At 65.8% G+C, this 21,322-nt stretch carries 15 protein-coding genes; 8 read left to right on the top strand and 7 right to left on the bottom strand.

Features of this window, described 5'->3' with window-relative positions; genetic code table 11:
- Positions 1–5: 5 nt before the first annotated feature.
- Entirely contained in the window at positions 6–1,601 is a 1,596-nt protein-coding gene (locus PY310_RS06920) for a cytochrome ubiquinol oxidase subunit I (RefSeq protein ID WP_275213608.1), read from the bottom strand.
- A gap of 262 nt (positions 1,602–1,863) precedes the next feature.
- Here PY310_RS06920 and PY310_RS06915 point away from each other — a divergent pair, with 262 nt between their 5' ends.
- Together PY310_RS06915 and PY310_RS06910 are read left to right on the top strand one after the other, a co-directional pair.
- The gene (locus PY310_RS06915; RefSeq protein WP_275213607.1) at positions 1,864–2,250 is read left to right on the top strand and encodes a BlaI/MecI/CopY family transcriptional regulator; all 387 of its coding nucleotides are present in this window, start codon (positions 1,864–1,866) and stop codon (positions 2,248–2,250) included.
- Between the two features lie 7 nt (positions 2,251–2,257).
- The gene (locus PY310_RS06910; protein ID WP_275213606.1) at positions 2,258–3,244 is read left to right on the top strand and encodes a M56 family metallopeptidase; all 987 of its coding nucleotides are present in this window, start codon (positions 2,258–2,260) and stop codon (positions 3,242–3,244) included.
- Between the two features lie 18 nt (positions 3,245–3,262).
- On the opposite strand, the gene PY310_RS06905 is transcribed toward PY310_RS06910, so the two are convergent.
- Positions 3,263–5,371, bottom strand: coding sequence for a DNA gyrase/topoisomerase IV subunit B (locus PY310_RS06905; RefSeq protein ID WP_275213605.1), 2,109 nt, complete (start codon positions 5,369–5,371; stop codon positions 3,263–3,265).
- 258 nt (positions 5,372–5,629) lie between these two features.
- Between PY310_RS06905 and PY310_RS06900 the strand changes: the two genes are divergently transcribed.
- Positions 5,630–5,851 (top strand): DUF7455 domain-containing protein, encoded by a 222-nt coding sequence (locus PY310_RS06900; RefSeq protein WP_275213604.1) that lies wholly within the window; start codon positions 5,630–5,632, stop codon positions 5,849–5,851.
- A gap of 165 nt (positions 5,852–6,016) precedes the next feature.
- Here the strand turns inward: PY310_RS06900 and PY310_RS06895 are convergent, their stop codons facing one another.
- The 4 genes from PY310_RS06895 to PY310_RS06880 form a co-directional block, all read right to left on the bottom strand.
- Entirely contained in the window at positions 6,017–7,327 is a 1,311-nt protein-coding gene (locus PY310_RS06895; RefSeq protein WP_275213603.1) for an RNA polymerase sigma factor, read from the bottom strand.
- 242 nt (positions 7,328–7,569) lie between these two features.
- Complete coding sequence (locus tag PY310_RS06890; protein WP_275213602.1) at positions 7,570–8,766, bottom strand: DUF4192 domain-containing protein; 1,197 nt, start codon at positions 8,764–8,766, stop codon at positions 7,570–7,572.
- 99 nt (positions 8,767–8,865) lie between these two features.
- Complete coding sequence (locus tag PY310_RS06885; protein ID WP_275213601.1) at positions 8,866–10,209, bottom strand: MFS transporter; 1,344 nt, start codon at positions 10,207–10,209, stop codon at positions 8,866–8,868.
- A gap of 73 nt (positions 10,210–10,282) precedes the next feature.
- Positions 10,283–11,221, bottom strand: coding sequence for a proteasome assembly chaperone family protein (locus PY310_RS06880; protein ID WP_275213600.1), 939 nt, complete (start codon positions 11,219–11,221; stop codon positions 10,283–10,285).
- 256 nt (positions 11,222–11,477) lie between these two features.
- Between PY310_RS06880 and PY310_RS06875 the strand changes: the two genes are divergently transcribed.
- From PY310_RS06875 to PY310_RS06855, 5 genes are all read left to right on the top strand, one after another.
- Entirely contained in the window at positions 11,478–13,001 is a 1,524-nt protein-coding gene (locus tag PY310_RS06875; RefSeq protein ID WP_275213599.1) for a leucyl aminopeptidase, read from the top strand.
- 250 nt (positions 13,002–13,251) lie between these two features.
- A complete protein-coding gene (lpdA, locus tag PY310_RS06870; RefSeq protein WP_275213597.1) occupies positions 13,252–14,634 on the top strand; it encodes a dihydrolipoyl dehydrogenase in 1,383 nt (460 codons plus the stop codon).
- A 122-nt stretch (positions 14,635–14,756) separates the two neighbouring features.
- The gene (gene sucB, locus PY310_RS06865) at positions 14,757–16,514 is read left to right on the top strand and encodes a 2-oxoglutarate dehydrogenase, E2 component, dihydrolipoamide succinyltransferase (RefSeq protein ID WP_275213595.1); all 1,758 of its coding nucleotides are present in this window, start codon (positions 14,757–14,759) and stop codon (positions 16,512–16,514) included.
- Positions 16,515–16,672: 158 nt separating this feature from the next.
- The gene (locus PY310_RS06860; protein ID WP_275213594.1) at positions 16,673–17,026 is read left to right on the top strand and encodes a hypothetical protein; all 354 of its coding nucleotides are present in this window, start codon (positions 16,673–16,675) and stop codon (positions 17,024–17,026) included.
- 203 nt (positions 17,027–17,229) lie between these two features.
- Positions 17,230–17,658, top strand: coding sequence for an OsmC family protein (locus PY310_RS06855; RefSeq protein ID WP_275213593.1), 429 nt, complete (start codon positions 17,230–17,232; stop codon positions 17,656–17,658).
- Between the two features lie 100 nt (positions 17,659–17,758).
- Here PY310_RS06855 and PY310_RS06850 read toward each other — a convergent pair whose 3' ends face one another.
- Complete coding sequence (locus PY310_RS06850) at positions 17,759–21,274, bottom strand: S41 family peptidase (RefSeq protein WP_275213592.1); 3,516 nt, start codon at positions 21,272–21,274, stop codon at positions 17,759–17,761.
- Positions 21,275–21,322: the final 48 nt, after the last annotated feature.

Genomic DNA, 21,322 nt, shown 5'->3' with positions numbered 1-21,322 from the left:
TCTGCTTAGTAGGCGAATGCCAGGACGTCATCGGCGGGTTTGGCGGTGCCGCCGGGGCCCGGGGTGCCGTCCTCGTTCTCGTCCGCCGGCGCCTGCACCAGTTCCGGCATGGCAGAGACCACGCCGCCGCGGATGTACTTGACCAGGAGTTTGACCTCCACCACGAGCAGGGCGCCGTAGACCGCGGCCAGGACGATGAGCGAGGTCAGCAGTTCGCCGGCCGACACGCCGGGCGAAACGGCGGCTGCCGTAAACATAAACACCTGGTCAATGCCGTTCAGGTCCGGGTTGGGCGCCACCACGAACGGTTGACGGCCCATTTCGGTGAAGATCCAGCCGGCGGCGTTGGCACCGAAGGGGGCCAGGATGCCCAATACCGCCAGGCGCATCAGCCAGGGCGACGCGGGGACGGTTCCCTTCCTGGTGAGCCAGAGGGCCACGAGAGCTGCCATCGCCGCCAGTCCGCCGAAGCCGATCATCATCCGGAAGCCCCAGTACGTGACTTCCATGACGGGGACGTACTGGATTTCGGCGCCGGCCCGTTCACCGTAGATCGGGTTGTCCGGCAGGTGGGTGCCGTAGTCGGCCTTGTACTGGTCCAGGAGGCTGTTGACGCCCTTGACCTCAGTGGTGAAGTCGCCCTTGGCAAGGAAGGACAGGATGCCCGGCACTTCGATCACTGCCGTGATGTCGTCGCAGTTCTTGGAGCCGAGGTTGCCGACGCTGAGGACCGAAAAGCCGGTGCCGTCGTGGCAGGCGGCTTCGGCAGCGGCCATCTTCATGGGCTGCTGCTCAAACATCAGCTTGCCCTGCAGGTCGCCGGTGAGGGCGGTGCCGGCGAACGAGATCATGGCGACGACGGCGCCGATCCGGAGGGAGCGGATCCAGACGTTGTAGTCGGTCCTGTCGCGGCCGGCGATCGGTGCTTCGCCGGGAATGACCTTGCCGTCAGGGCCGATGGTGTCGATGCCGTCCTTGCGCCGGCGCCAGAGGTGGTACCAGGCGATGCCCAGCAGGAACCCGCCGGCCACGGCCAGCGCTCCCATCAAGGTGTGCGGGAAGGCGACCAGCGCGGTGTTGTTCGTGAACACGGCCCACGCGTCGGTCATGACCGGCCGGCCGTTGATGATTTCCGCGCCGACGGGGTGCTGCATCCAGCTGTTGGCCACAATGATGAAGTAGGCGGAAAAGACCGATCCCACCACGGCGATCCACAGGCAGGCGAGGTGGATGGCCGGCTTCAGCTGTTTCCAGCCGAAGATCCACAGGCCCAGGAACGTGGACTCAACGAAGAACGCCAGCAGGGACTCCAGTGCGAGCGGTGCGCCGAAGATGTCGCCGACGAACCGGCTGTATTCGCTCCAGGCCATGCCGAACTGGAACTCCTGGACGATGCCGGTGGCAACCCCCATGATGAAGTTGATCAGGAAGAGCTTGCCCCAGAACTTGGTCATCCTCAGGTATTCGGCCTTGCCGGTCCGGTACCAGATGGTCTGCATGACTGCGACCACCAGGCCCAGGCCGATAGTCAGGGGCACCATCATGAAGTGGTAAACGGTGGTGATGCCGAATTGCCAGCGTGCGATTTCCAGAGCTTCCACAGCAGTCCCTCGGGGGTCGGGGTTCAACTTCTACGAATCGTAGAACTGTAACTTCTACAGAGTGTAGAACAATGCGGCAGGCACTGTAAAAACAAGAGTTGCACGTCACTGCACCGCCAACAAGGGGACCGCCCACGCTGTGTTCTACGGTACGTAGAAACTCAGCCAAAAAACAGGTAAATTTAGTGGTGTATCTGTAGCGAACAATGTGCAGGCACCGCGGCGCTCAGCCGGCGGATGCGGGAACAAGAAGGATGTAGCAATGGCAAGTCTTGGGGAACTGGAACGGGCAGTGATGGACCTGCTCTGGGCGGGCCACGAAGCAGCCACCGCAAATACCCTGCGTGACAGACTGGCAACCACCACGGAGGCGGACGGGGACGCAGCCGGGCATGCCGGCAAGGAACTTGCCGTCACAACGGTCCTGACTGTCCTCTCACGGTTGGAAAAGAAAGGCCTTGTGGAACGGGAACGCGGCACCAGGCCGCACCGCTACCAGGCGGTTTCAAGCCGGGAGGAACACACCGCGGAACTGATGCATGAGGTGCTGGGCTCCGCGCCTGACCGGGAAGCCGTACTGGCGCAGTTCATCGGTTCCGTGACCGAAAGTGAAGCCGAAACGCTGCGCAAACTGCTCGGCCACGTCTAGCGGGCCCATGTTCTGGACCTCATACCTGCTGGCGGTCCTGGCGATAGTCCTGGCGTGGCCGGTGCCTATCTTTCTTTCGCGTGCCCAGTGGCCGGCCCGCTCGCCGTTTACCGCCATGCTCCTCTGGCAGGCGATCGCCCTCGCCGGCGGGCTCTCGATGATCGGCGCCATGCTGGTCTACGGCCTGGAACCGGTGGGCGAAAACCTGATCGCCGGCCTGCGGGCCCTCGCGGGTATGGTGTTCTTCAATGCGCCCACCACCGCGCTTGGCTTCTGGCACCTTTTTGCCCTCTCCGCTGCCGCGCTGCTCACGGCGCACCTGGTCTTTACGCTGCTGCTCACGTACTACAAGATCCGGCGGCAGCGCCGGCGCCACCGTGAACTGCTTGACCTCCTGGCTTCGCCCTCCGCCGAAAGGGCAGGAACGGTGGTCATCAGCCACGACTCCCCCGTGGCCTACTGCCTGCCCGGCGGGGCCCGCTCGGTCACTGTACTCTCCGACGGCCTGATGGCCGCCCTTGAACCGGACGAACTGCGGGCAGTCCTGAGCCATGAGAACGCCCACCTCAACCAGCGCCACCACCTGCTCCTCTGGGCGTTCGCCGCGTGGCGCCAGGCCCTCCCCTGGCTTCCCACCACCAGGCTGGCCCAGGAGTCCGTGAACTCCCTCATCGAGATGCTGGCTGACGATGTTGCCCTGAAGACGGAAAGTCGGTCAACCCTCATCAAGGCAATCGCCATAGTCGCCAGCGGCTCGGCCGGCGCCCGGGCTTTCCGGCCCGCCGCTCAGGCCGGCCTGGCCCTCGACGGGCTGGAGGCCGCAGCGGGCGTGACCGGCTCCGACGCCGCCCGCACCACGGCTTCGCGCGTCAGCCGGCTGCTCTCGCCCCGGCCGGAACTGCCCACCGCGGTCCGCGGCACGGTGCTGGCCGGCTGCACCCTCCTGCTTGCCCTGCCCACGGCGCTGCTGATCGTGCCCGGCCTGCTGGGCTAAGGGACGCCGGCCCGAATATCAGGCGTCGATCCGCTCCCGGTCCAGGCTGGAGGCGCCGGCAATAATAAAGTCCTTCCGCGGCGCCACGTCCGAGCCCATCAGCAAATCGAAGGTGTCCTCTGCCTGCTTGGCGTTCTCGATCCCCACCTTGCGCAGCGTCCGGTGCCGGGGATCCATGGTGGTTTCAGCCAGCTGTTCGGCATCCATCTCGCCAAGACCCTTATAGCGCTGGATCGGCTCCTTGTAGCGCTTGCCTTCCTTCGCCAGCCGGGCCAGCAGCACGTGCAGTTCCGCTTCGGAGTAGGTATAGATCATCTCGTTGGCCTTCTGGCCGGCGTTGATCACTTCGACCCGGTGCAGCGGCGGAACGGCGGCGAAAACGCGCCCCTCGTCGATCATGGGCCGCATGTAGCGGAAGAACAGCGTCAGCAGCAGCGTCCGGATGTGGGCCCCGTCAACGTCGGCGTCGGTCATCAGGATGACCTTGCCGTACCTGGCCGCGCTGATATCGAAGCTGCGGCCGGAGCCGGCGCCCACCACCTGGATGAGGGCGGCGCATTCAGCGTTGGAGAGCATGTCCCCCACCGACGCCTTCTGGACGTTCAGGATCTTGCCGCGGATGGGAAGCAGCGCCTGGAAGTCCGAGGACCGTGCCAGCTTCGCCGTTCCCAGGGCGGAGTCACCCTCGACGATGAACAGCTCGGAACGCACGACGTCGTCCGTCCGGCAGTCGGCGAGCTTGGTGGGCATGGACGAAGTTTCCAGCGCATTCTTGCGCCGTTGTGTTTCCTTGTGCACGCGCGCGGAAATGCGGGACTTCATTTCGCTGACGATCTTCTCGAGCAGCAGCGCGGACTGGGCCTTGTCGTTGCGGTTGGCCGAGTTCAGCTTGGCGTTGATCTCATGCTCCACCACCTTCGCCACGATGGCCCGGACCGCCGAGGTGCCGAGGATTTCCTTGGTCTGGCCCTCGAACTGCGGCTCGGCCAGCCGGACCGTCAGGACAGCGGTCAGCCCGGCGAAGATGTCGTCCTTTTCGATCTTGTCGTTGCCCGCCTTGAGCTTGCGGGCATTGGTTTCCACGGCCTTCCGGAACGTCTTGACCAGGGCCTGCTCAAAGCCGGCCTGGTGGGTTCCGCCCTTGGGCGTGGAAATGATGTTCACAAAGCTGCGGACGGTGCTGTCGTAGCCGATGCCCCAGCGCAGTGCCACGTCCACTTCGCAGTCGCGTTCCACCTCGGCCAGCTGGCTGTGGCCGCGCTCATCCAGCACCGGCACAGTTTCCTTGAACTTGCCCGAGCCGTGCAGGCGCCAGACATCGGTGACAGCGGGATCGGCGGCGAGGAAGTCAACAAACTCGGAGATGCCGCCGTCATGGTGGAAGACCTCCTCATGGGGGCCGGCTTCACCCGGGGTTCCGGCCAGCCGACGTTCATCGCGGACGGTGAGCTTGAGCCCCGGCACCAGGAAGGATGTCTGCCGGGCCCTGGCGGCCAGTTCGTCGTACGAGAACTTCGCGTCCGGAGTGAAGATCTGCCGGTCGGCCCAGTAGCGGATCCGTGTCCCGGTCACTCCGCGCTTCGCCTTGCCGATGACGTCAAGGACGGAGTCCTTAACAAACGGTTCGAACGTCGCGGCCGGATCGGGCTTGCTGCCGGTGTCCTTGAACCGGCCCGGCTCTCCGCGGCGGAACGACATCTTGTATGTTTTGGAGCCGCGGTCCACCTCCACGTCCAGCCTGGCGGACAGCGCGTTGACCACGGAGGCGCCCACGCCGTGCAGGCCGCCGGAGGCGGTGTAGGAGCCGCCGCCGAACTTCCCGCCGGCATGCAGCTTGGTGAAGACCACTTCGACGCCGGTGAGCCCTGTTTTGGGTTCCACATCAATGGGGATGCCACGGCCGTCGTCGTGGATTTCCACGGAGTTATCCGAGTGCAGGATGATCTTGATGTCATGTCCGAAGCCCGCCAGTGCTTCGTCCACGGAGTTGTCAATGATCTCCCACAGGCAGTGCATCAGTCCGCGCGAGTCGGTGGAGCCGATGTACATGCCGGGGCGTTTGCGGACGGCTTCCAAGCCCTCCAGGACGGATAGGTGCCGGGCGGTGTAGTCAGAACTTGGTGCCACGGGTGGTGAACTCCTTCAGTAACGGAAACAGCTGGCGCTGCGGACGCTCGTTCAAGCCTAGTCTGCGGGAGCGGGGGCGGCCCGCTGCCACACCTGGCCGGGGGCTGTGGCCGCCGCCACTCGTGACGCCTTCGTGACCATGATCCGAAGCTTGAGACACTCTTGTGGCTACGCGGTCAGCGAACTTGACCCGTCCTTGCGATGGTATTGATACGAATGCTGGTTATATAGACATACAGATCTACTAAGGAGGCCGATATGACAACAGCAGTGGCAGACCGCACACTCAACGCACTGGACCGGTGCGATCGTTGCGGGGCTCAGGCATATGTCCGCGTTGTACTTGAGACCTCCGGCGGTGAGCTGCTTTTCTGCGGCCACCATGCCCGTGCAGTCGAGGCAACACTCAGGCCGCTGAGCTCTGACTGGCACGATGAGACCGGCAGGCTTCACGAGAAGGCTCCCGTAGCCGTCGACTGACCTGCAAGACATCCGGACAGGACCCCCTCCATTGGAGGGGGTCCTGTTTTGCTTTTCAATAGAAGCGCCCTGGTTTAAGCCCTTAAGCCGCAACGCGGGGTCAGTTACCGCCCGTTAATCCGTGGATGTCGGGCGGGAACTGACCCCGCGTTGCGTGAGTCTGATCTAGTCCAGGTAGTCCCTGAGCACCTGCGACCGCGAGGGGTGGCGGAGCTTGGACATGGTCTTGGATTCAATCTGGCGGATACGCTCACGCGTGACGCCGTAGACCTTGCCGATTTCGTCTAAAGTCTTCGGCTGGCCATCGGTGAGGCCGAACCGCATGGCCACGACGCCTGCTTCACGCTCGGACAGGGTATCCAAAACCGAGTGGAGCTGTTCCTGAAGCAGGGTGAAGCTGACGGCGTCGGCCGGGACCACGGCTTCGGAGTCCTCGATGAGGTCACCGAACTCGGAGTCGCCGTCTTCACCCAGCGGGGTGTGGAGCGAGATGGGCTCGCGGCCATACTTCTGGACTTCAACCACTTTCTCCGGGGTCATGTCCAGTTCGAGGGCCAGCTCTTCAGGCGTGGGTTCGCGGCCAAGGTCCTGAAGCATCTGGCGCTGGACGCGGGCCAGCTTATTGATGACTTCCACCATGTGCACCGGGATGCGGATGGTGCGGGCCTGGTCGGCCATGGCACGGGTGATGGCCTGACGGATCCACCATGTGGCGTACGTGGAGAACTTAAAGCCCTTGGTGTAGTCGAACTTCTCGACAGCGCGGATCAGGCCAAGGTTGCCTTCCTGGATCAGGTCCAGGAACAGCATGCCGCGGCCGGTGTAGCGCTTGGCCAGTGAAACCACCAGGCGGAGGTTGGCTTCGAGCAGGTGGTTCTTGGCCCGTTTGCCGTCATGGATCACAAACTCAAGCTCACGCTTGAACTTGGGGTCCATGGAACCGTCGTCGGCGTTGATCTTCTCTTCGGCAAAAAGCCCGGCTTCAATCCGGAGCGCCAGGTCGACTTCCTGCTCGGCGTTGAGCAGCGCAACCTTACCGATCTGCTTGAGATAGTCCTTAACGGGGTCAGCCGTCGCGCCGGCGGACATGACCTGCTGGACCGGGGCGTCGTCGTCATCGGCGTCCGAGTACACAAAGCCCTTGCCGGTGGCTGCGGATGCGGCCTTGGCGGCGTCGATCTCAGTCTCTTCGCCGGCTTCGATCACAATATCGTCGAGGTCCTCGACCTCGTCGTCATCGGAGTCCGATGCACGTGCGGCTTTTCCGGCTGCCTCGGCGGCAGCTTTGGCGCCGGGCTTGGGCCCGCGCTTCTTGGGCTCGGGCTTGCCGTCGACGGCGGTGCCGCCGGCGGCGTCCTTGACGGCTTTGTTGGCTGCCCGCGTTGCTGCTCGCTTGGCGTTGGTTGCAGCCTGCTTCTCCTCCGGGGACAAAACGTCCTGGGTGGCGGGTTCCTTCTTCGCGGAAGACGGGGTCACAGAAAACCTTTCTAGCGGCGGTCTGTGGAATCACCATACGGGCAACACCACTATGACCCTGTCAAGTCCGTGATTAACATCAGGTGCAACCACGGCCGGCAGAGTCTATAAGTAGAACTGCCGGGGCGGCTGTAATGTTCCCGCAGGGGCAGCATTACATGCACTTGATACACGGACCCAACCGGGTCTCGGCAACCATTGTCTCACGGTTTTGCCGCAGAAGCCTCAAGAACCGGCGGGACCTACGCTGCGTCGGGTTCGAACCTGCGCCAGGCGGCCTCCTTCCGCGCTGCCCAGCCACAGAGGGTTCCGCGCCGCACCAGTTCGATCATCAGCTCGGCAAGCCGGTAGCCGGGTTCCTCGTCCAGGGCACGGCCAAGATACGCGGCCGCGTACGATCCCCTGCCCCGGCACCAGGCGATCCAGCCGCGGCCTGTGAGCGCGGCAGCGCCGGACGCTCCACCGCAGTCCGAGAGCTGCTCAAGAACTGCATCCAGACTGTTCAGGCTGTCCCATGCAGGCATTTCAGGCTCCAGGCCCAGCAGAATCTCGCCGTATCCCGGCACCGCGCAGGCACTGTCAAAACTATCGGTGGCGCCGTGGCCGAGGTCCGCCGGACCGACGGGCGCCAGAGTGCACCCCGCTTCGAAGATGCCAAACGCTTCGGCACCCGCCATGGCTGCCTGGGTGCCCGCCGCAGCCATCACAAAAACGGCGTCACGCCAGGCGGGGACGCGGAGCGAGGCGCGCAGGAACGCTGCGTGGTCCGCTGACAACGGCACGCCCTCGCCGGTCAGTACCGAATCCCACCGCCCCAGGAGGCTGCTGAATTGTTCCCGGCTCCCCCGGCGGGTGTCCAGCCGGGCCGCCCAGGCATCCTCCGCCGCCAGGATACCGGCGCGCTCCGCACGGGAAAGCGCCGCCGCCGGGCGTGCGCCGTTTTCAGGCGAAGGCCCCACACAGCTGCCGCGGTAGACCATCTCGGCATTCAGCATGCTGTCCTTGATCACCTGCACCGGCAGGCCGGGCAAAGGACAACACACCCGGTCATCACAGCTGGCGCTCCGCCAATAGTCATCCCCCACATACCAGGCATCGCGTACTGTCATGCCCCCGGCGTCGAGAGAAGTTTCCAGCGCGGCCAGTAGTCCCTGGTAGATCCCTGGCGGTTCCATCCAGCCGTGGTTGGTAAAGAGGGCCAGCAGGGCCCCGTCAGCATCGCGGTCGGCTGAAAGGTACTCGCGAACCCTCCGGGCATACTCCAGCGGGTCGGCAAGATTTCGCGGCCCGGGCAGGTCAAGCCGAAGGGTCGCTCCGAGGCGTTTACCGTGCATGGACATGGCCACGAGGCTGTCCGAGGGCCAGTACCCCAAGGAATGTGGAATGAACCCGAGGACGTCTTCAGGGCCTCGGACGGTCAGGTGTTCTGAAGGTTTCATGGCTCCAGCTTTGGCCCGGCACCAAGTCCAATGACAGTCCCCACCCCCGCTATGTCAACAACTTCCCCGGGCGGCAGGTGTGGAGGAAAAGTGCCGGCGCTATTCCGGGCTGTCCTGCCGGCGGCGCTGGGCCAGGTTCGACCGCCGCTGCTGTGCCATAGCCCGCAGCAGCGGAGGCACCACCACACCCTGCGCCGCCATCTGACGCCGCACCTTGCGCCGGGTCCGCAGCATCATGGCGCCCCCAAACGCCAGCAGCAGGAAGTGCACACTCAGGGCGATCCGGAATGGCTCCAGGCCGTACAGCTCCCCGCCGGAATAGCCGCTGGCAAGGAGGAAGTCCAGCACAAAACCGATCAGGAAAATCGTCACGAGCGCCGCGATGAAGCCGCCCACGTTCACAATCCCCGTGGCGGTGCCGAGCCTGTGGGCCGGGTTGAAGGTCCGGGCGAAATCAAACCCGATCATGGAACCCGGGCCGCCAATGGCCAGGACCACCACCAGGATCGCGAGCAGCCACAGCGGCGACCGGCCCGGCGTCAGCAGGACAGCGGCCCACGCCGCGGCAGTGGCGACGGATATCAGCAGAACCATGGTGGACCGGCGCAGCGGGTGCCGCGCGACGAAGCTGCCGATGAAGGGGCCGGTGGCCAGTCCGGCGGCAACGTACAGGGTCATGAGTCCTGCCACGGTCCCCGAGGCCAGCCCCTGTCCGGAGATGAGGAACGGATAGCCCCAGGTCATGGCGAACACCGTGCCGCTGAACTGGATGGTGAAGTGGGTCCACATGCCCAGCCGGGTCCCGGGTTGGCGCCATGCAGTGGCAAGGGAGACGCCGGTGGCCCTCAGGCCGCGCTGTACCTGCGGGGTCGTTGCTCCGGGCGGGTGATCCTGCAGGAGAACCACCACCAGGATCACGGCCAGCGCAGACATGCCGGCGAGCATCAGGAAACCGGGGGTCCACCCGAACGAGTGCAGGACAAAGGCAAACGGCAGAACACTGAAAAGCTGTCCCAACTGGCCGGACATTCCCGTCAGCTGGGTGACCAGGGGAACCCGTGCCGGGGCAAACCATAGCGGAATCAGGCGGATCACCGAGATGAATGTCATAGCGTCGCCGGCACCCACCAGCACCCGCCCGGCCACGCCGCCGGGAATGCTTTCCGCAAAAGCGAGCTGGAGCTGGCCGAGCCCCATGAGGATGGCCCCGCCGGCGATCATGGCCCGGGAGCCGAACCTGTCCACCAGCACGCCAACGGGGATCTGCAGGCCCGCGTAGACCAGCAGCTGCAGCACGGTGAAGAAGGAGATCGCGGATGCGCTGGCGTTGAATCGCTCGGTGGCCTCAAGCCCCACCACGCCGAAGGACGTGCGCTGGGAGACCGCCACCAGATACGCAAAGATACCGACGGTCCAGATCAGCCAGGCTCGGGGGGAAGTCACTCCCTCATTATGCCCGGGTTGCCCCGCTTAGCGTGGCAACCGTCTGCCAAGCGGACACATCCGGCCGAACGGATCAGAGGCCGGGGTTCTCCCGCGCCAGGTACGCCTCCACCGCGGCCCCCAGCTCATCGCCGTTGGGAAGTTCGTCGTTCTCGTCGGCGAGCAGTGAGCGCCGGACCGTTCCGTCGGCCTTCTCGTCGTACCGTTCCTCCAGCCGGGCAACCACCTGCCGGACATCATCCGAGGCTTCCACCTGCTCCGCGATCTGGCGTGCAACTTCCCGGCCCGCCTCACGCAGCCGGTCGGTGGGGAGCATCAGGGAGGTGGCCGCGCCGAGGAATTCGAGGCCGGCAACTGCGGCCGTCGGGTATTCAGCTTCGGCGAGGTAGTGCGGGACGTGGATGACATACCCCGCGACGTTGCGTCCGGCGTCCACCAGGCGCAGCTCCAGGATGTGCCCCACTGCTGCGGGGACGTCCACCGTGGGCTTCCAGACCGAGATGCCCTCGATCAGTTCGGGGCGGTTGCCGTGGACCGTGACGCCCACCGGCCGGGTGTGCGGCACCGGCATGGGTATCGAATGGATCCACGTCACGAGGTTAACGTCGAGCTTTTCCACAATGCCCACAACAGCCCGCGCGAAACGCTCCCACTGAAGGTCGGGTTCGAAGCCTGCCAGCAGCAGGAAGGCATTGCCCAGCCCGTCCTTCAACTTGTACAGGGCCAGCTTCGGCGCCTGATAGTCCTGCACATGGTCTTCGACAAAGGAGATATGTGGCCGTCGCGACCGATAGTCGATCAGCTGGTCGGCATCGAACACCGCCACCGTTTCGGCATCGAGGGTGTCCAACAGTTCCGCGTTGATCTGCTTCACTACATGGCCCGCATCGGCAAAGCCGGTGAAACCCATCACCAGGTTCAGCCCGCGGAGCGCCGGGCTGTGGAACAGCTCGATGTTGCTCGCGTAGAGCGCATCGGGGTCCAGCAGTGAGCCGGAAATCCGTTCAAGCACAGCGTCTTCCTTTCGAGGATTCAGGTGGATACATTGCACAACGCTCCCGGAGCTCCCGGCATTCCGCCGGGCGGTGTGGCGCAGGTCTCACAAGATTCCGCCCCGGCGGCCACCAGCGGCTACGATCGAGAAGAGGCTGCCGGAGGGGCCGGGCCGGCACCCGGCCGGGCTCCGACCGGACACCTGCATCATTTCCATGGCCAGCGCCGGACATCCACCTGCGAACAGCCTTTTCGAGAATTGAGGACTTTACCCCGTGGTCAAGAATACTGAAATCAACCTTAGTACCCTCGCCAAGGACCTGAAGAGGGCCACCAGTGACGCCGTTGTCATCGGCGTGGGACAGGGCCCCGACGGCCCTGTGCTGCTGGGGAACCCGCTGACCGCGAAGTCAGCCGAGGCGCTGACCGAGTCCCTCAAGGCCCTGGGGATCACCGGGGCCGCCGATCAGGCAATCCGGCTTCCCGGCCTGCCCGAAACCGGTGCCGGCGTGCTGGTCCTGGCCGGCGTGGGCAAGGTCGCCGTCGGCCAGCAACTCTCCGAAGAGGCCCTTCGGCGCGCTGCCGGTTCCGCCGTCCGCCAACTGGCTGGCCTGCCCACCGTTGTCCTGGCATTCCCGACGGCGGGAGTCGCCGACGTCGCGGCGGTCGCCGAGGGTGCCGCGCTGGGCGCCTACGCTTTTACCGAGCACAGGTCCTCCAGCGATGGCCTCAAAGACCCCGTGCGCAATGCGGTGATCTACACGGATGTTCCGGCAAGCGACGAACTCAGTGCGGCACTGAAGCGCGCCGGCCTGATCGGCCAGGCGGTCAATGCCACCCGGTCCCTGGTCAACCAGCCGCCGAGCCACCTCTTTCCCGAGTCTTTCGCCGAGGCCGCGAAGGACCTGGCCAAAGGCCTGCCCGTCAAGGTGACCGTCTGGGATGAGAAGCGCCTGGAGAAGGAAGGCTTCGGCGGCATCATGGGCGTGGGCAAGGGCTCCAGCCGCCAGCCGCGCCTGGTGAAAGTGGAGTACGCCCCGGCTAAGGCCACCAGGAAGATCGCATTGGTCGGTAAGGGCATCACCTTCGACACCGGCGGCATCTCCTTGAAGCCGGCCCTCGGCATGGGTGACATGAAGTCCGACATGGCCGGCGCCGCCGTCGTCCTTAATACTGTGCTGGCCATCGCCCGTCTTGGCCTGCCCGTCAAGGCCACCGCGTGGCTGTGCATCGCCGAAAACATGCCCGGCGGCGGAGCATCCCGCCCCGCCGACGTCCTCACCATGTTCGGCGGCAAGACCGTGGAGGTACTGAACACCGACGCCGAAGGCCGCCTGGTGATGGCGGACGGCATCGTCGCCGCCAGCCGTGAATACCCCGACGCCATTATCGACGTCGCCACGCTCACCGGCGCGCAGCTCATTGCCCTCGGCAACCGCACAGCAGGCGTCATGGGCTCAGACAGCGTCACCGGACCGCTCAAGGCCGCTGCCGACCGCGCCGGAGAACTGGTATGGCCCATGCCCCTGCCCGAGGAGCTGCGCCCCACCATTGACTCCCAGGTGGCCGACCTGGCCAACATCGGCGAACGGCACGGCGGCATGATGACCGCTGCGGTGTTCCTGCGCGAGTTCGTGGGCAAGGGCAAGGACGGCGAACAGATCCCCTGGGCCCACATCGACATTGCCGGCCCCTCCTTTAACAACGGCACTCCTTACGGCTACACGCACAAGCAGGCCACGGGCTGTACCGTCCGGACCCTGGTGGCCTACGTGGAGGATGTCCTGGCGGCAGTCTGACCACGTCCCGGTGTCCTGCGCGGCTTTGCTGCCCGGCGTGATCCGTCAGGCACAAAGCCGCGTGACACTGGACACAAGCGCTCCACAAACGCAGCGGCGAGGTGGAGCATGGATAAGTGGTTCGCTAAGGTAAACCACGGTAGTGACAAATGAAAGAGAACCTGCCTGCTGGCATAATCACGGCAGTACAAGTTCCAAAGACCAGATGATGCGCAAGCTCGCGTCATCGTTCACGCGAGGGAGCGTCTAAGTGGCCGATCAGGCAACTGCGCAAGAATTCGACATTCTGGTACTCGGCGGCGGCAGCGGCGGCTACGCCACCGCGCTGCGGGCCGTTCAGCTGGGCTTCACCGTGGGTCTCGTTGAAAAAGGCAAGCTCGGTGGTACGTGCCTGCACAACGGCTGTATCCCCACCAAGGCCCTGCTGCACTCCGCTGAGCTGGCAGACCACGCCCGCGACTCGGCAAAGTACGGCGTGAATGTCACCCTGGACAGCATCGACATCAACGCTGTCAACGCTTACAAAGACGGCATCATCGCCGGCAAGTTCAAAGGGCTCCAGGGGCTGATCAAGTCCAAGGGCATCACCGTCATCGAAGGCGAAGGCAAGCTGACCGCCGCGGACACCGTCACCGTCAACGGCACCGCCTACAAGGGCAAGAACATTGTCCTCGCCACCGGCTCGTACTCGCGCACACTGCCGGGCCTGGAAATCGGCGGCAAGGTCATCACCTCCGACGAAGCCCTCACCATGGACTACATTCCGAAGAGCGCCATCATCCTGGGCGGCGGCGTCATCGGTGTCGAGTTCGCCTCGGTGTGGAAGTCCTTCGGCGTGGACGTGACCATCGTTGAAGGCCTGCCTTCCCTCGTTCCGAACGAGGACGCCACCATCGTCAAGAACTTCGAGCGCGCGTTCAAGAAGCGCGGCATCAAGTTCTCCACCGGCGTGTTCTTCCAGGGCGTTGAGCAGAACGACGACGGCGTCAAGGTCACCCTGGTGGACGGCAAGACCTTCGAGGCCGATCTCCTCCTCGTGGCTGTGGGCCGCGGCCCCGTCACGGCCAACCTGGGCTACGAGGAAGCCGGCCTGAACATCGACCGTGGCTTCGTCATCACCAACGAGCGCCTGCACACCGGTGTCGGCAACATCTACGCCGTGGGCGACATCGTCCCCGGTGTTCAGCTCGCCCACCGCGGCTACCAGCAGGGCATCTTCGTGGCCGAGGAAATCGCCGGCCTGAAGCCTGTCGTGGTCGAAGACGTCAACATCCCCAAGGTCACCTACTCCGAGCCGGAAATCGCTACGGTCGGTTACACCGAAAAGGGCGCCAAGGAGAAGTTCGGCGATGACCAGGTGGAGACCCAGGAGTACAACCTGGCCGGCAACGGCAAGAGCTCCATCCTGGGCACCAGCGGCATCGTGAAGCTCGTCCGTCAAAAGGACGGTCCGGTTGTTGGCGTGCACATGATCGGCGCCCGCATGGGTGAGCAGATCGGTGAAGCCCAGCTGATCGTGAACTGGGAGGCCTACCCGGAGGACGTGGCAGCACTGGTTCATGCCCACCCGACCCAGAACGAGGCCCTGGGCGAAGCCCACCTCGCCCTCGCTGGCAAGGCCCTTCACGGCTAACAGCCCCCGTTTGACCGCAAGACATCAGGGTTTGGTGCACCCGGCTGAGAATGCCGGGTGCACTAAGCTCGAACAGGCAGCAATCATCCGCACTAAAGATCAATAAGGAGAACGGGGACGACATGTCTGAATCCGTTAACTTGCCCGCCCTCGGTGAGAGTGTCACCGAAGGAACCGTCACCCGCTGGCTCAAGCAGGTAGGTGACCGGGTAGAGGTGGACGAACCGCTGCTCGAGGTTTCCACCGACAAAGTAGACACTGAAATCCCCTCTCCAGTAGCCGGCATCATCGAGGAAATCCTCGTCGCCGAGGATGAGACCGCCGAGGTAGGCGCTCCCCTGGTCCGCATCGGCGACGGTTCCGGCGGCGGGGATGCCCCCGCTGCAGCACCGGCAGCAGAAGAAGCGCCCGCAGCCCCGGCGGCTGAGGCCCCTGCCGAAGAAGCTCCCGCCGAAGAGGCACCCGCCGCAGCCCCCGCAGCCCCCGCTGCAGAGGCTCCGGCCGCGTCGGGCGGCGAAAGCCACGACGTCACCCTGCCTGCCCTTGGTGAAAGCGTCACCGAAGGCACTGTCACGCGCTGGCTGAAGGCCGTGGGCGATACGGTTGCTGTTGATGAGCCGCTGCTCGAGGTCTCCACCGACAAGGTTGACACCGAGATCCCGTCCCCTGTTGCCGGCACGCTCCAGGAAATCCGGGTCAACGAGGACGAGACCGCCGAGGTTGGCGCCGTCCTGGCCGTTATCGGTTCCGGCGCGGCAGCACCTGCTCCGGCAGCCCCGGCCGAACCTGCTGCACCCGCCGCCGCAGCGCCTGCAGCACCTGCTCCGGCTGCTGCACCCGCGCCCCCGGCCCCCAAGGCGGAGGCCGCCCCGGCCCCCGCTCCCGCAGCAGCCCCGGCTCCCGCAGCCGCGCCCGCTCCGGCCCCGGCTGCCGAACCGGCCGCCAACGGCGAGTCCGGCTACGTCACCCCGCTGGTCCGCAAGCTCGCCAACCAGCACGGTGTTGACGTCTCGGCCCTGTCCGGCACCGGCGTCGGCGGCCGCATCCGCAAGCAGGACGTGCTCGCGGCAGCTGAAGCCAAGGCAGCCCCGGCAGCCGCTCCGGCCCAGCCGGCCGCGTCGGCAGCCCCGGCAGCGTCCGGTCCCGCCCCTTCGTCGCTCCGCGGCACCACCCAGAAGGCTCCGCGCATCCGCCAGGTCATTGCCCGCCGCATGCGTGAGTCGCTGGACCTGTCCGCCCAGCTGACGCAGGTACATGAGGTCGACATGACCCGCATCGTCAAGCTCCGCACCGCCGGCAAGGACAACTTCCTTGCTACCAACGGTGTGAAGCTGACCTACCTGCCGTTCATCGCCAAGGCCGTGGCCGAGGCCCTGAAGCAGCACCCGAAGCTGAACGCCGAGTACAACGAGGAAACCCAGCAGATCACCTACCACAACGCCGAGCACCTGGCGATTGCGGTGGACACCGAAAAGGGTCTCCTGGTTCCCGTCATCTCCAACGCGGGCGACCTCAACCTGGGCGGCATCGCCGGGAAGATCGCCGACGTCGCCTCCCGGACCCGCCAGGGCAAGATCGGGCCTGACGAACTGTCCGGCGGCACGTTCTCCATCACCAACATCGGCAGCGTCGGGGCACTCTTCGACACGCCCGTCATCAACCAGCCGAACGTCGCCATCCTCGGGACCGGTGCCATCGTCAAGCGTGCTGTTGTGGTGGCCGACGAGAATGGCGACGACTCCATCGCGATCCGCTCCATGATGTACCTGTCACTGACGTACGATCACCGACTGGTTGACGGTGCGGACGCGGGCCGCTTCCTGCAGTCGCTGAAGGCCCGCCTTGAAGAAGGCGCCTTCGAAGCGGACCTGGGGCTCTAAGCTTCACAAACCAACGACGGCGGTGCCGGCACGGGCGGGAAACCTCCCGCAGCCGGCGCCGCCGTCGCGGTTTAACTCCTGGCAGCCCGTGGACAGCGCGCTGCGACGTCCGCGTGGCTTTGCTACGGGACGTAGAACTGACTGGCTAAGCTGGAGCCATGACAATCCTCTTTAACATTCTGGTTTTCCTGCACGTGGTGGGCGCGGCCATGATCGTGGGCTACTGGATCGCCACGATGCGAACCCCCACCGTGCACCCGCGCCAGCGTGATGGCGCCTTCCTGCAACTCCTCACCGGCGTCGCCATGATGGGCGTCCTTCCGTTCCTGCCGGACTCAAACCCCAACTACACCAAACTGGGCATCAAGCTCGTTATCGCCATCGTGGTTGCGGTGCTGGCCGTGATCGGCGCCCGCAAGGTCAAGAAGGGCGAACCGGTCTCCACCGGCCTCGCCCACGGCGTCGGCGGACTGGCCCTGGTCAACGTTGCCATCGCCACGCTCTGGAGCTGATCACCCTCGCACCACCACGACGGCGCCGCTCCCCTCATCCGGGAGGGGCGCCGTCGGCGCTTAACCCCCTCCCCCCACCGCAGTCCGGTCATAATCCACTGAGAGCGGACAGTCCGTGCAAGCGCGCAGCCGAATCCCTAGGATGGGAACCGGCGGGGGCGGCAACGGCCGGCCCCGGTTCGAACCGACCTTGAGGAGTGGACATGGCAGCAATACGCACCGCACACACAGTATGGAACGGCGACCTGATGTCGGGGTCGGGTCAGACCACGCTGGACAGCTCAGGCCTGGGTACGTTCGACGTCACGTGGAAGGCGCGCACCGAGGCCGCCGAGGGAAAGACCAGCCCGGAAGAGCTGATCGCCGCAGCGCATGCGAGCTGTTTCTCGATGGCCTTCAGCCACGCCCTGGCCCAGGCCGGCCACGCTCCCGAGGAAGTCAACACCAAGGCGGACGTCACGTTCGTTGCCGGCACTGGCATCACCGGCAGCCACCTGACCATGTCCGCGAAGATCCCCGGCATCTCAGAGGAAGAATTCCAGCGGATCGCCGGTGAAGCCAAGACCGGCTGCCCGGTTTCGGCCGCACTGACCGGCATCGAGATCACCCTGGACGCTTCCCTGCAGTCCTAGTCACGCCTGCGGTGTACGCCGCGCGGACAAGACAGAAGGCCCTGCTCCCGACCGGATAACCGGTGGGGGCAGGGCCTTCTGTCATGGACCGCGATGGCTGTCAGCTACGGCGGCCCGGGAGCGGCGCCGGCCGCAGGCGGCGGTAACCTTCACGTGCCGGGGGCCGGTCCGTGGGCAGTTCCTGGATCATTTCCCGCAGGGCGCCGATGCCGTACTCCAGCTGCGGGTCCCTGCCGGCCGCGTAGGCGTGCGGCGGATAGGTGACTTCGATGTCGGGATCCACACCGTAGTTTTCCACGGACCATCCGACGCCGCCGCCGAACCAGGTGGCGTAGCGCGGCTGGGTGACCCCGGTGCCGTCGGCCAGGGAGAACCTGTTGTCGATTCCCACCACACCGCCCCAGGTCCGGGTCCCGATGACAGGCCCGATGCCCCGCAGCTTGGACACCTGGGTGATGATGTCGCCGTCGGACCCGGCAAACTCATCCGCGAGGATGATCACCGGACCGCGCGGGGCGTGGTGCGGGTAAGTGCGCGGGCGTTCCCCGCGCGGCATGCTCCATCCGGTGACCTTCCTGCCGATCAACTCGGCCACCAGCTGGGAGGTATGCCCGCCGCGGTTGCGCCGGACGTCCACAATCAGCCCGTCGAGAGCCGTTTCGGTGTCCAGGTCACGGTGCAGCTGGGCCCAGCCGTTGGCCATCATGTCCGGGATGTGGAGGTACCCGTAGCGGCCGCCCGAAGCCTCGCGGACGGTCCTGCGGTTTGCCGTCACCCACTCCTGGTAGCGCAGTCGCTCCTCATCCTTGACCGGGACGACGGCGATGCGCCGCTGCGTGCCTGCCTCGGCTCCATGGCCGGCACCGTTGAGCAGTGTTAGTTCCACGGCGCGCCCGGCGGCCCCAACCAGCTGCATGGCCGGTGTGACCGTCCCGGACAGCGGCACGCCGTCAATGGCGAGGAGCACGTCCCCGGCCATGGCGGCAGCGCCCGGGCGGGTGAGCGGCGAGGTGGCCAGCGGGTCGGATGACTCGCCGGCGAGGATGCGGGTGATCTCCCAGCCGGCGGGGGTGAAGGCGAGGTCGGCGCCCAGCCGGCCCTGACCGTTACTGCCGTTCTCGGTGACCATCGCCGGCCGGACATAGGCGTGGGACGTGCCCAGTTCGCCGTGCAGTTCCCACAGCAGGTCCACCAGGTCGTCATGTGATCCCAGCCGGTCCACCAGGGGCCGGTACCGCTTGTGGATCGATTCCCAGTCCTGGCCGGCCATGTCCTCCGCCCAGAAGAAATCGCGCTGCAGCCGCCAGGCCTCATCAAAGGCTTGGCCCCAGACGCTGACGGGGTCCATCATCACCCGGATCCTGCCGAGGTCAACCTTGACCAGCTGGCCGGACTCCTCGTCCGCTTTTGCGGTGGAAGGAACAACGCTGACCTGTTTGTCGCTGAGCAGCACCACCTTGAGGCCGTCGCCGGAGAGCCGGTAGCTGTCCACGGCATCGACCAGGGTGACGGGCTTGCGCCGGGCGAGGTCGAACCGGACCAGGCCGGGGCGGGCGTCCTTGTCTTCCTGGCTGGCCTTGCCATCGCCTGTGACGCCTGCCAGGGCCCAGTCGAGCCAGAGCAGTGCACCCTCGGTGGCTACCAGGGCGGTGTAGTTCCCCTGGGTCACGGGCACGCCGATGACCCGGTGTGCGAGGCCCTCGGGGTCCACGCGCACCTCAGCAGGTGCCGCCTCGTCGGCTTCCGTGTCCATACCCGCTGAGGGCGTCAGGTCCACGGACGGGCCGAAGGGCGACGGCGTGGCCGCTGCCAGCGCCACGAGGTAGGGCTTGATGGGGCTGGGGAAGGAAAGATCAAACGAGTGTCCGTCGTAGACCGGGTCAAAGCTGCGGTTCGACAGGAACGCCAGGAATTTCCCGTCGGGGGTGAAACTCGGCGAGACGTCGCAGAAGCGCCCGTCGGTGACCTCAACGATTTCCTGGTCCGGCTGTTCCACCTTCGCCAGCCGCAACCGGCTCCGGGAGCCGAACGAGGTGACGGGTTCGGACCAGGCGAGCCAGCGTGAGTCCGGGGACCATGCCATTTCACCGATGGTGCCTTCACCGATGCTGGTGACCAGTGACAACTCGCCGGTGGCGGTGTTGGCCACGTACACGTCGCCGAACGAGGTGCCCACGGCCAGCCACTTGCCGTCCGGGCTGGCTTCCAGGGCGCTGGCGCGCGACGGCTTCGGAAAGGCGATGCGGGACGCGCCCGCGGGAGCGGCAGGAGTTTGACGTCCGGCACCTCCGGGGGCAGTCCCGGCGTCGGCGGTCTTCACGTCCGCAGCGGGCGCGGCGCCGGACGCAGCATCATCGGCAACCACGACGTCGGCAGTCACCACGGCGGTGGCGCCGGCCGCGGGAACCGGGCTGGGAAGCTGCAGTGCCGGCTCCTCCTTCGCGGCCCCGTCACCGGCGGCCACCGCGGCAGCGGGAACCGCGCGGGCCTGGTCCGGCGCAACGACGGCCGCCCGGGGTGCGGCAACGTCGGCAGCGATTTCCTTGATGTAGATGGCCTCCACGCCATCGTGGTCGGCAATGTAGGCGAGCCGGCCGCCGTCGAGCGGTCGGGGCAGCCGGGCACGCACGCCGGGGGTGGCTTCGACCACGCGGGAGGGCCCGTCCTTGTGCCGGAGCCAGTGGATGGTGCCGTGGGCTTCGACCGCGCTGGCCGAACCGCCGGCGTCCGGGACCACCGCGCCCAGGTGCTTGGTGACCTTCAGCAGGGACGGTCGCCGCGACTGCGACGCCGAGCCCAACGTGATGTCCAGCCGCACGGGCTCCGAGGAAAGATCATGGAGGACCCAAAGTTCGCCGGCCGATTCGAAGACCACCCGTTCGCCGTCGGTGGCTGCGTGCCGGACGTAGAAATCTTCGTGGTCCGTGTGACGGCGCAGGTCCCCGCCGCCGGGAAGGACCGAATACAGATTGCCAAACCCTTCGTGGTCGGAGAGGAACGCGATCCGTCCCTTCACCCACAGGGGATCGGTGAGGTTTCCGTCCAGTTCGGGAACCAGCCGTTCGAACTCGCCGTTACCGTCGGCGTCGATCCACAGCTTGCCTGCGGTACCGCCGCGGTACCGCTTCCACCAGGCCGGCTCGCGGGAGAGCACGCTGGCCAGGACCACGGGCCGTTCGTCTCCGACTTCCGGGCCAAAGGCCACGGACTCCACCGGGCCGAAGGGAAGTTCTTCGGCCCAGCCGCCCTCAACCGGCAGGCTGTAGGCATAGGTGTGCCGGCTCTCGGCCTGGCGGAAGGCGCTGGTCACCACCACGTCACCGGCTGCGGTGAAACCCTTGACCTTAGTGGTCCCGTGGCCGAAATACGTCAGCTGACGGTAGCCACCGCCGTCGACCTCGGCCGAAACCACTTCCGGCGCTGTCCCCTGGATGACGGTCCAGACCAGCCGCTTACCATCGGGAGTGAAGCGGGGGTTGCGGGCAGGCAGCTGCAGTGACGAAACACGCCACGCCCGGCCGCCGCTAAGCGGCGCGATCCAGACGTCGTCCTCCGCCACAAAGGTGACCAGATCGCCGTGGACGTGCGGAAATCGGAAGTAGCTCGAAGAAGTCATCGTTCGATCATAGTCAACCCGTGCTGACACCCCCGGGAGGTACACCGG

The organism is Pseudarthrobacter naphthalenicus, assembly GCF_029076445.1.
In the GTDB taxonomy this organism is placed as follows: Bacteria; Actinomycetota; Actinomycetes; order Actinomycetales; family Micrococcaceae; genus Arthrobacter; species Arthrobacter naphthalenicus.
This window is presented reverse-complemented; position numbering and strand designations above follow the sequence as displayed.

Excerpts from the sequence above, each read along its gene's own strand:
- PY310_RS06900 (WP_275213604.1), top strand. The coding sequence starts at position 5,630 with ATGACAACAGCAGTGGCAGACCGCACACTCAACGCACTGGACCGGTGC.
- PY310_RS06890 (WP_275213602.1), bottom strand. The coding sequence starts at position 8,766 with ATGAAACCTTCAGAACACCTGACCGTCCGAGGCCCTGAAGACGTCCTC.
- PY310_RS06860 (WP_275213594.1), top strand. The coding sequence starts at position 16,673 with ATGACAATCCTCTTTAACATTCTGGTTTTCCTGCACGTGGTGGGCGCG.
- PY310_RS06910 (WP_275213606.1), top strand. The coding sequence starts at position 2,258 with ATGTTCTGGACCTCATACCTGCTGGCGGTCCTGGCGATAGTCCTGGCG.
- sucB (WP_275213595.1), top strand. The coding sequence starts at position 14,757 with ATGTCTGAATCCGTTAACTTGCCCGCCCTCGGTGAGAGTGTCACCGAA.
- PY310_RS06850 (WP_275213592.1), bottom strand. The coding sequence starts at position 21,274 with ATGACTTCTTCGAGCTACTTCCGATTTCCGCACGTCCACGGCGATCTG.
- PY310_RS06915 (WP_275213607.1), top strand. The coding sequence starts at position 1,864 with ATGGCAAGTCTTGGGGAACTGGAACGGGCAGTGATGGACCTGCTCTGG.
- PY310_RS06855 (WP_275213593.1), top strand. The coding sequence starts at position 17,230 with ATGGCAGCAATACGCACCGCACACACAGTATGGAACGGCGACCTGATG.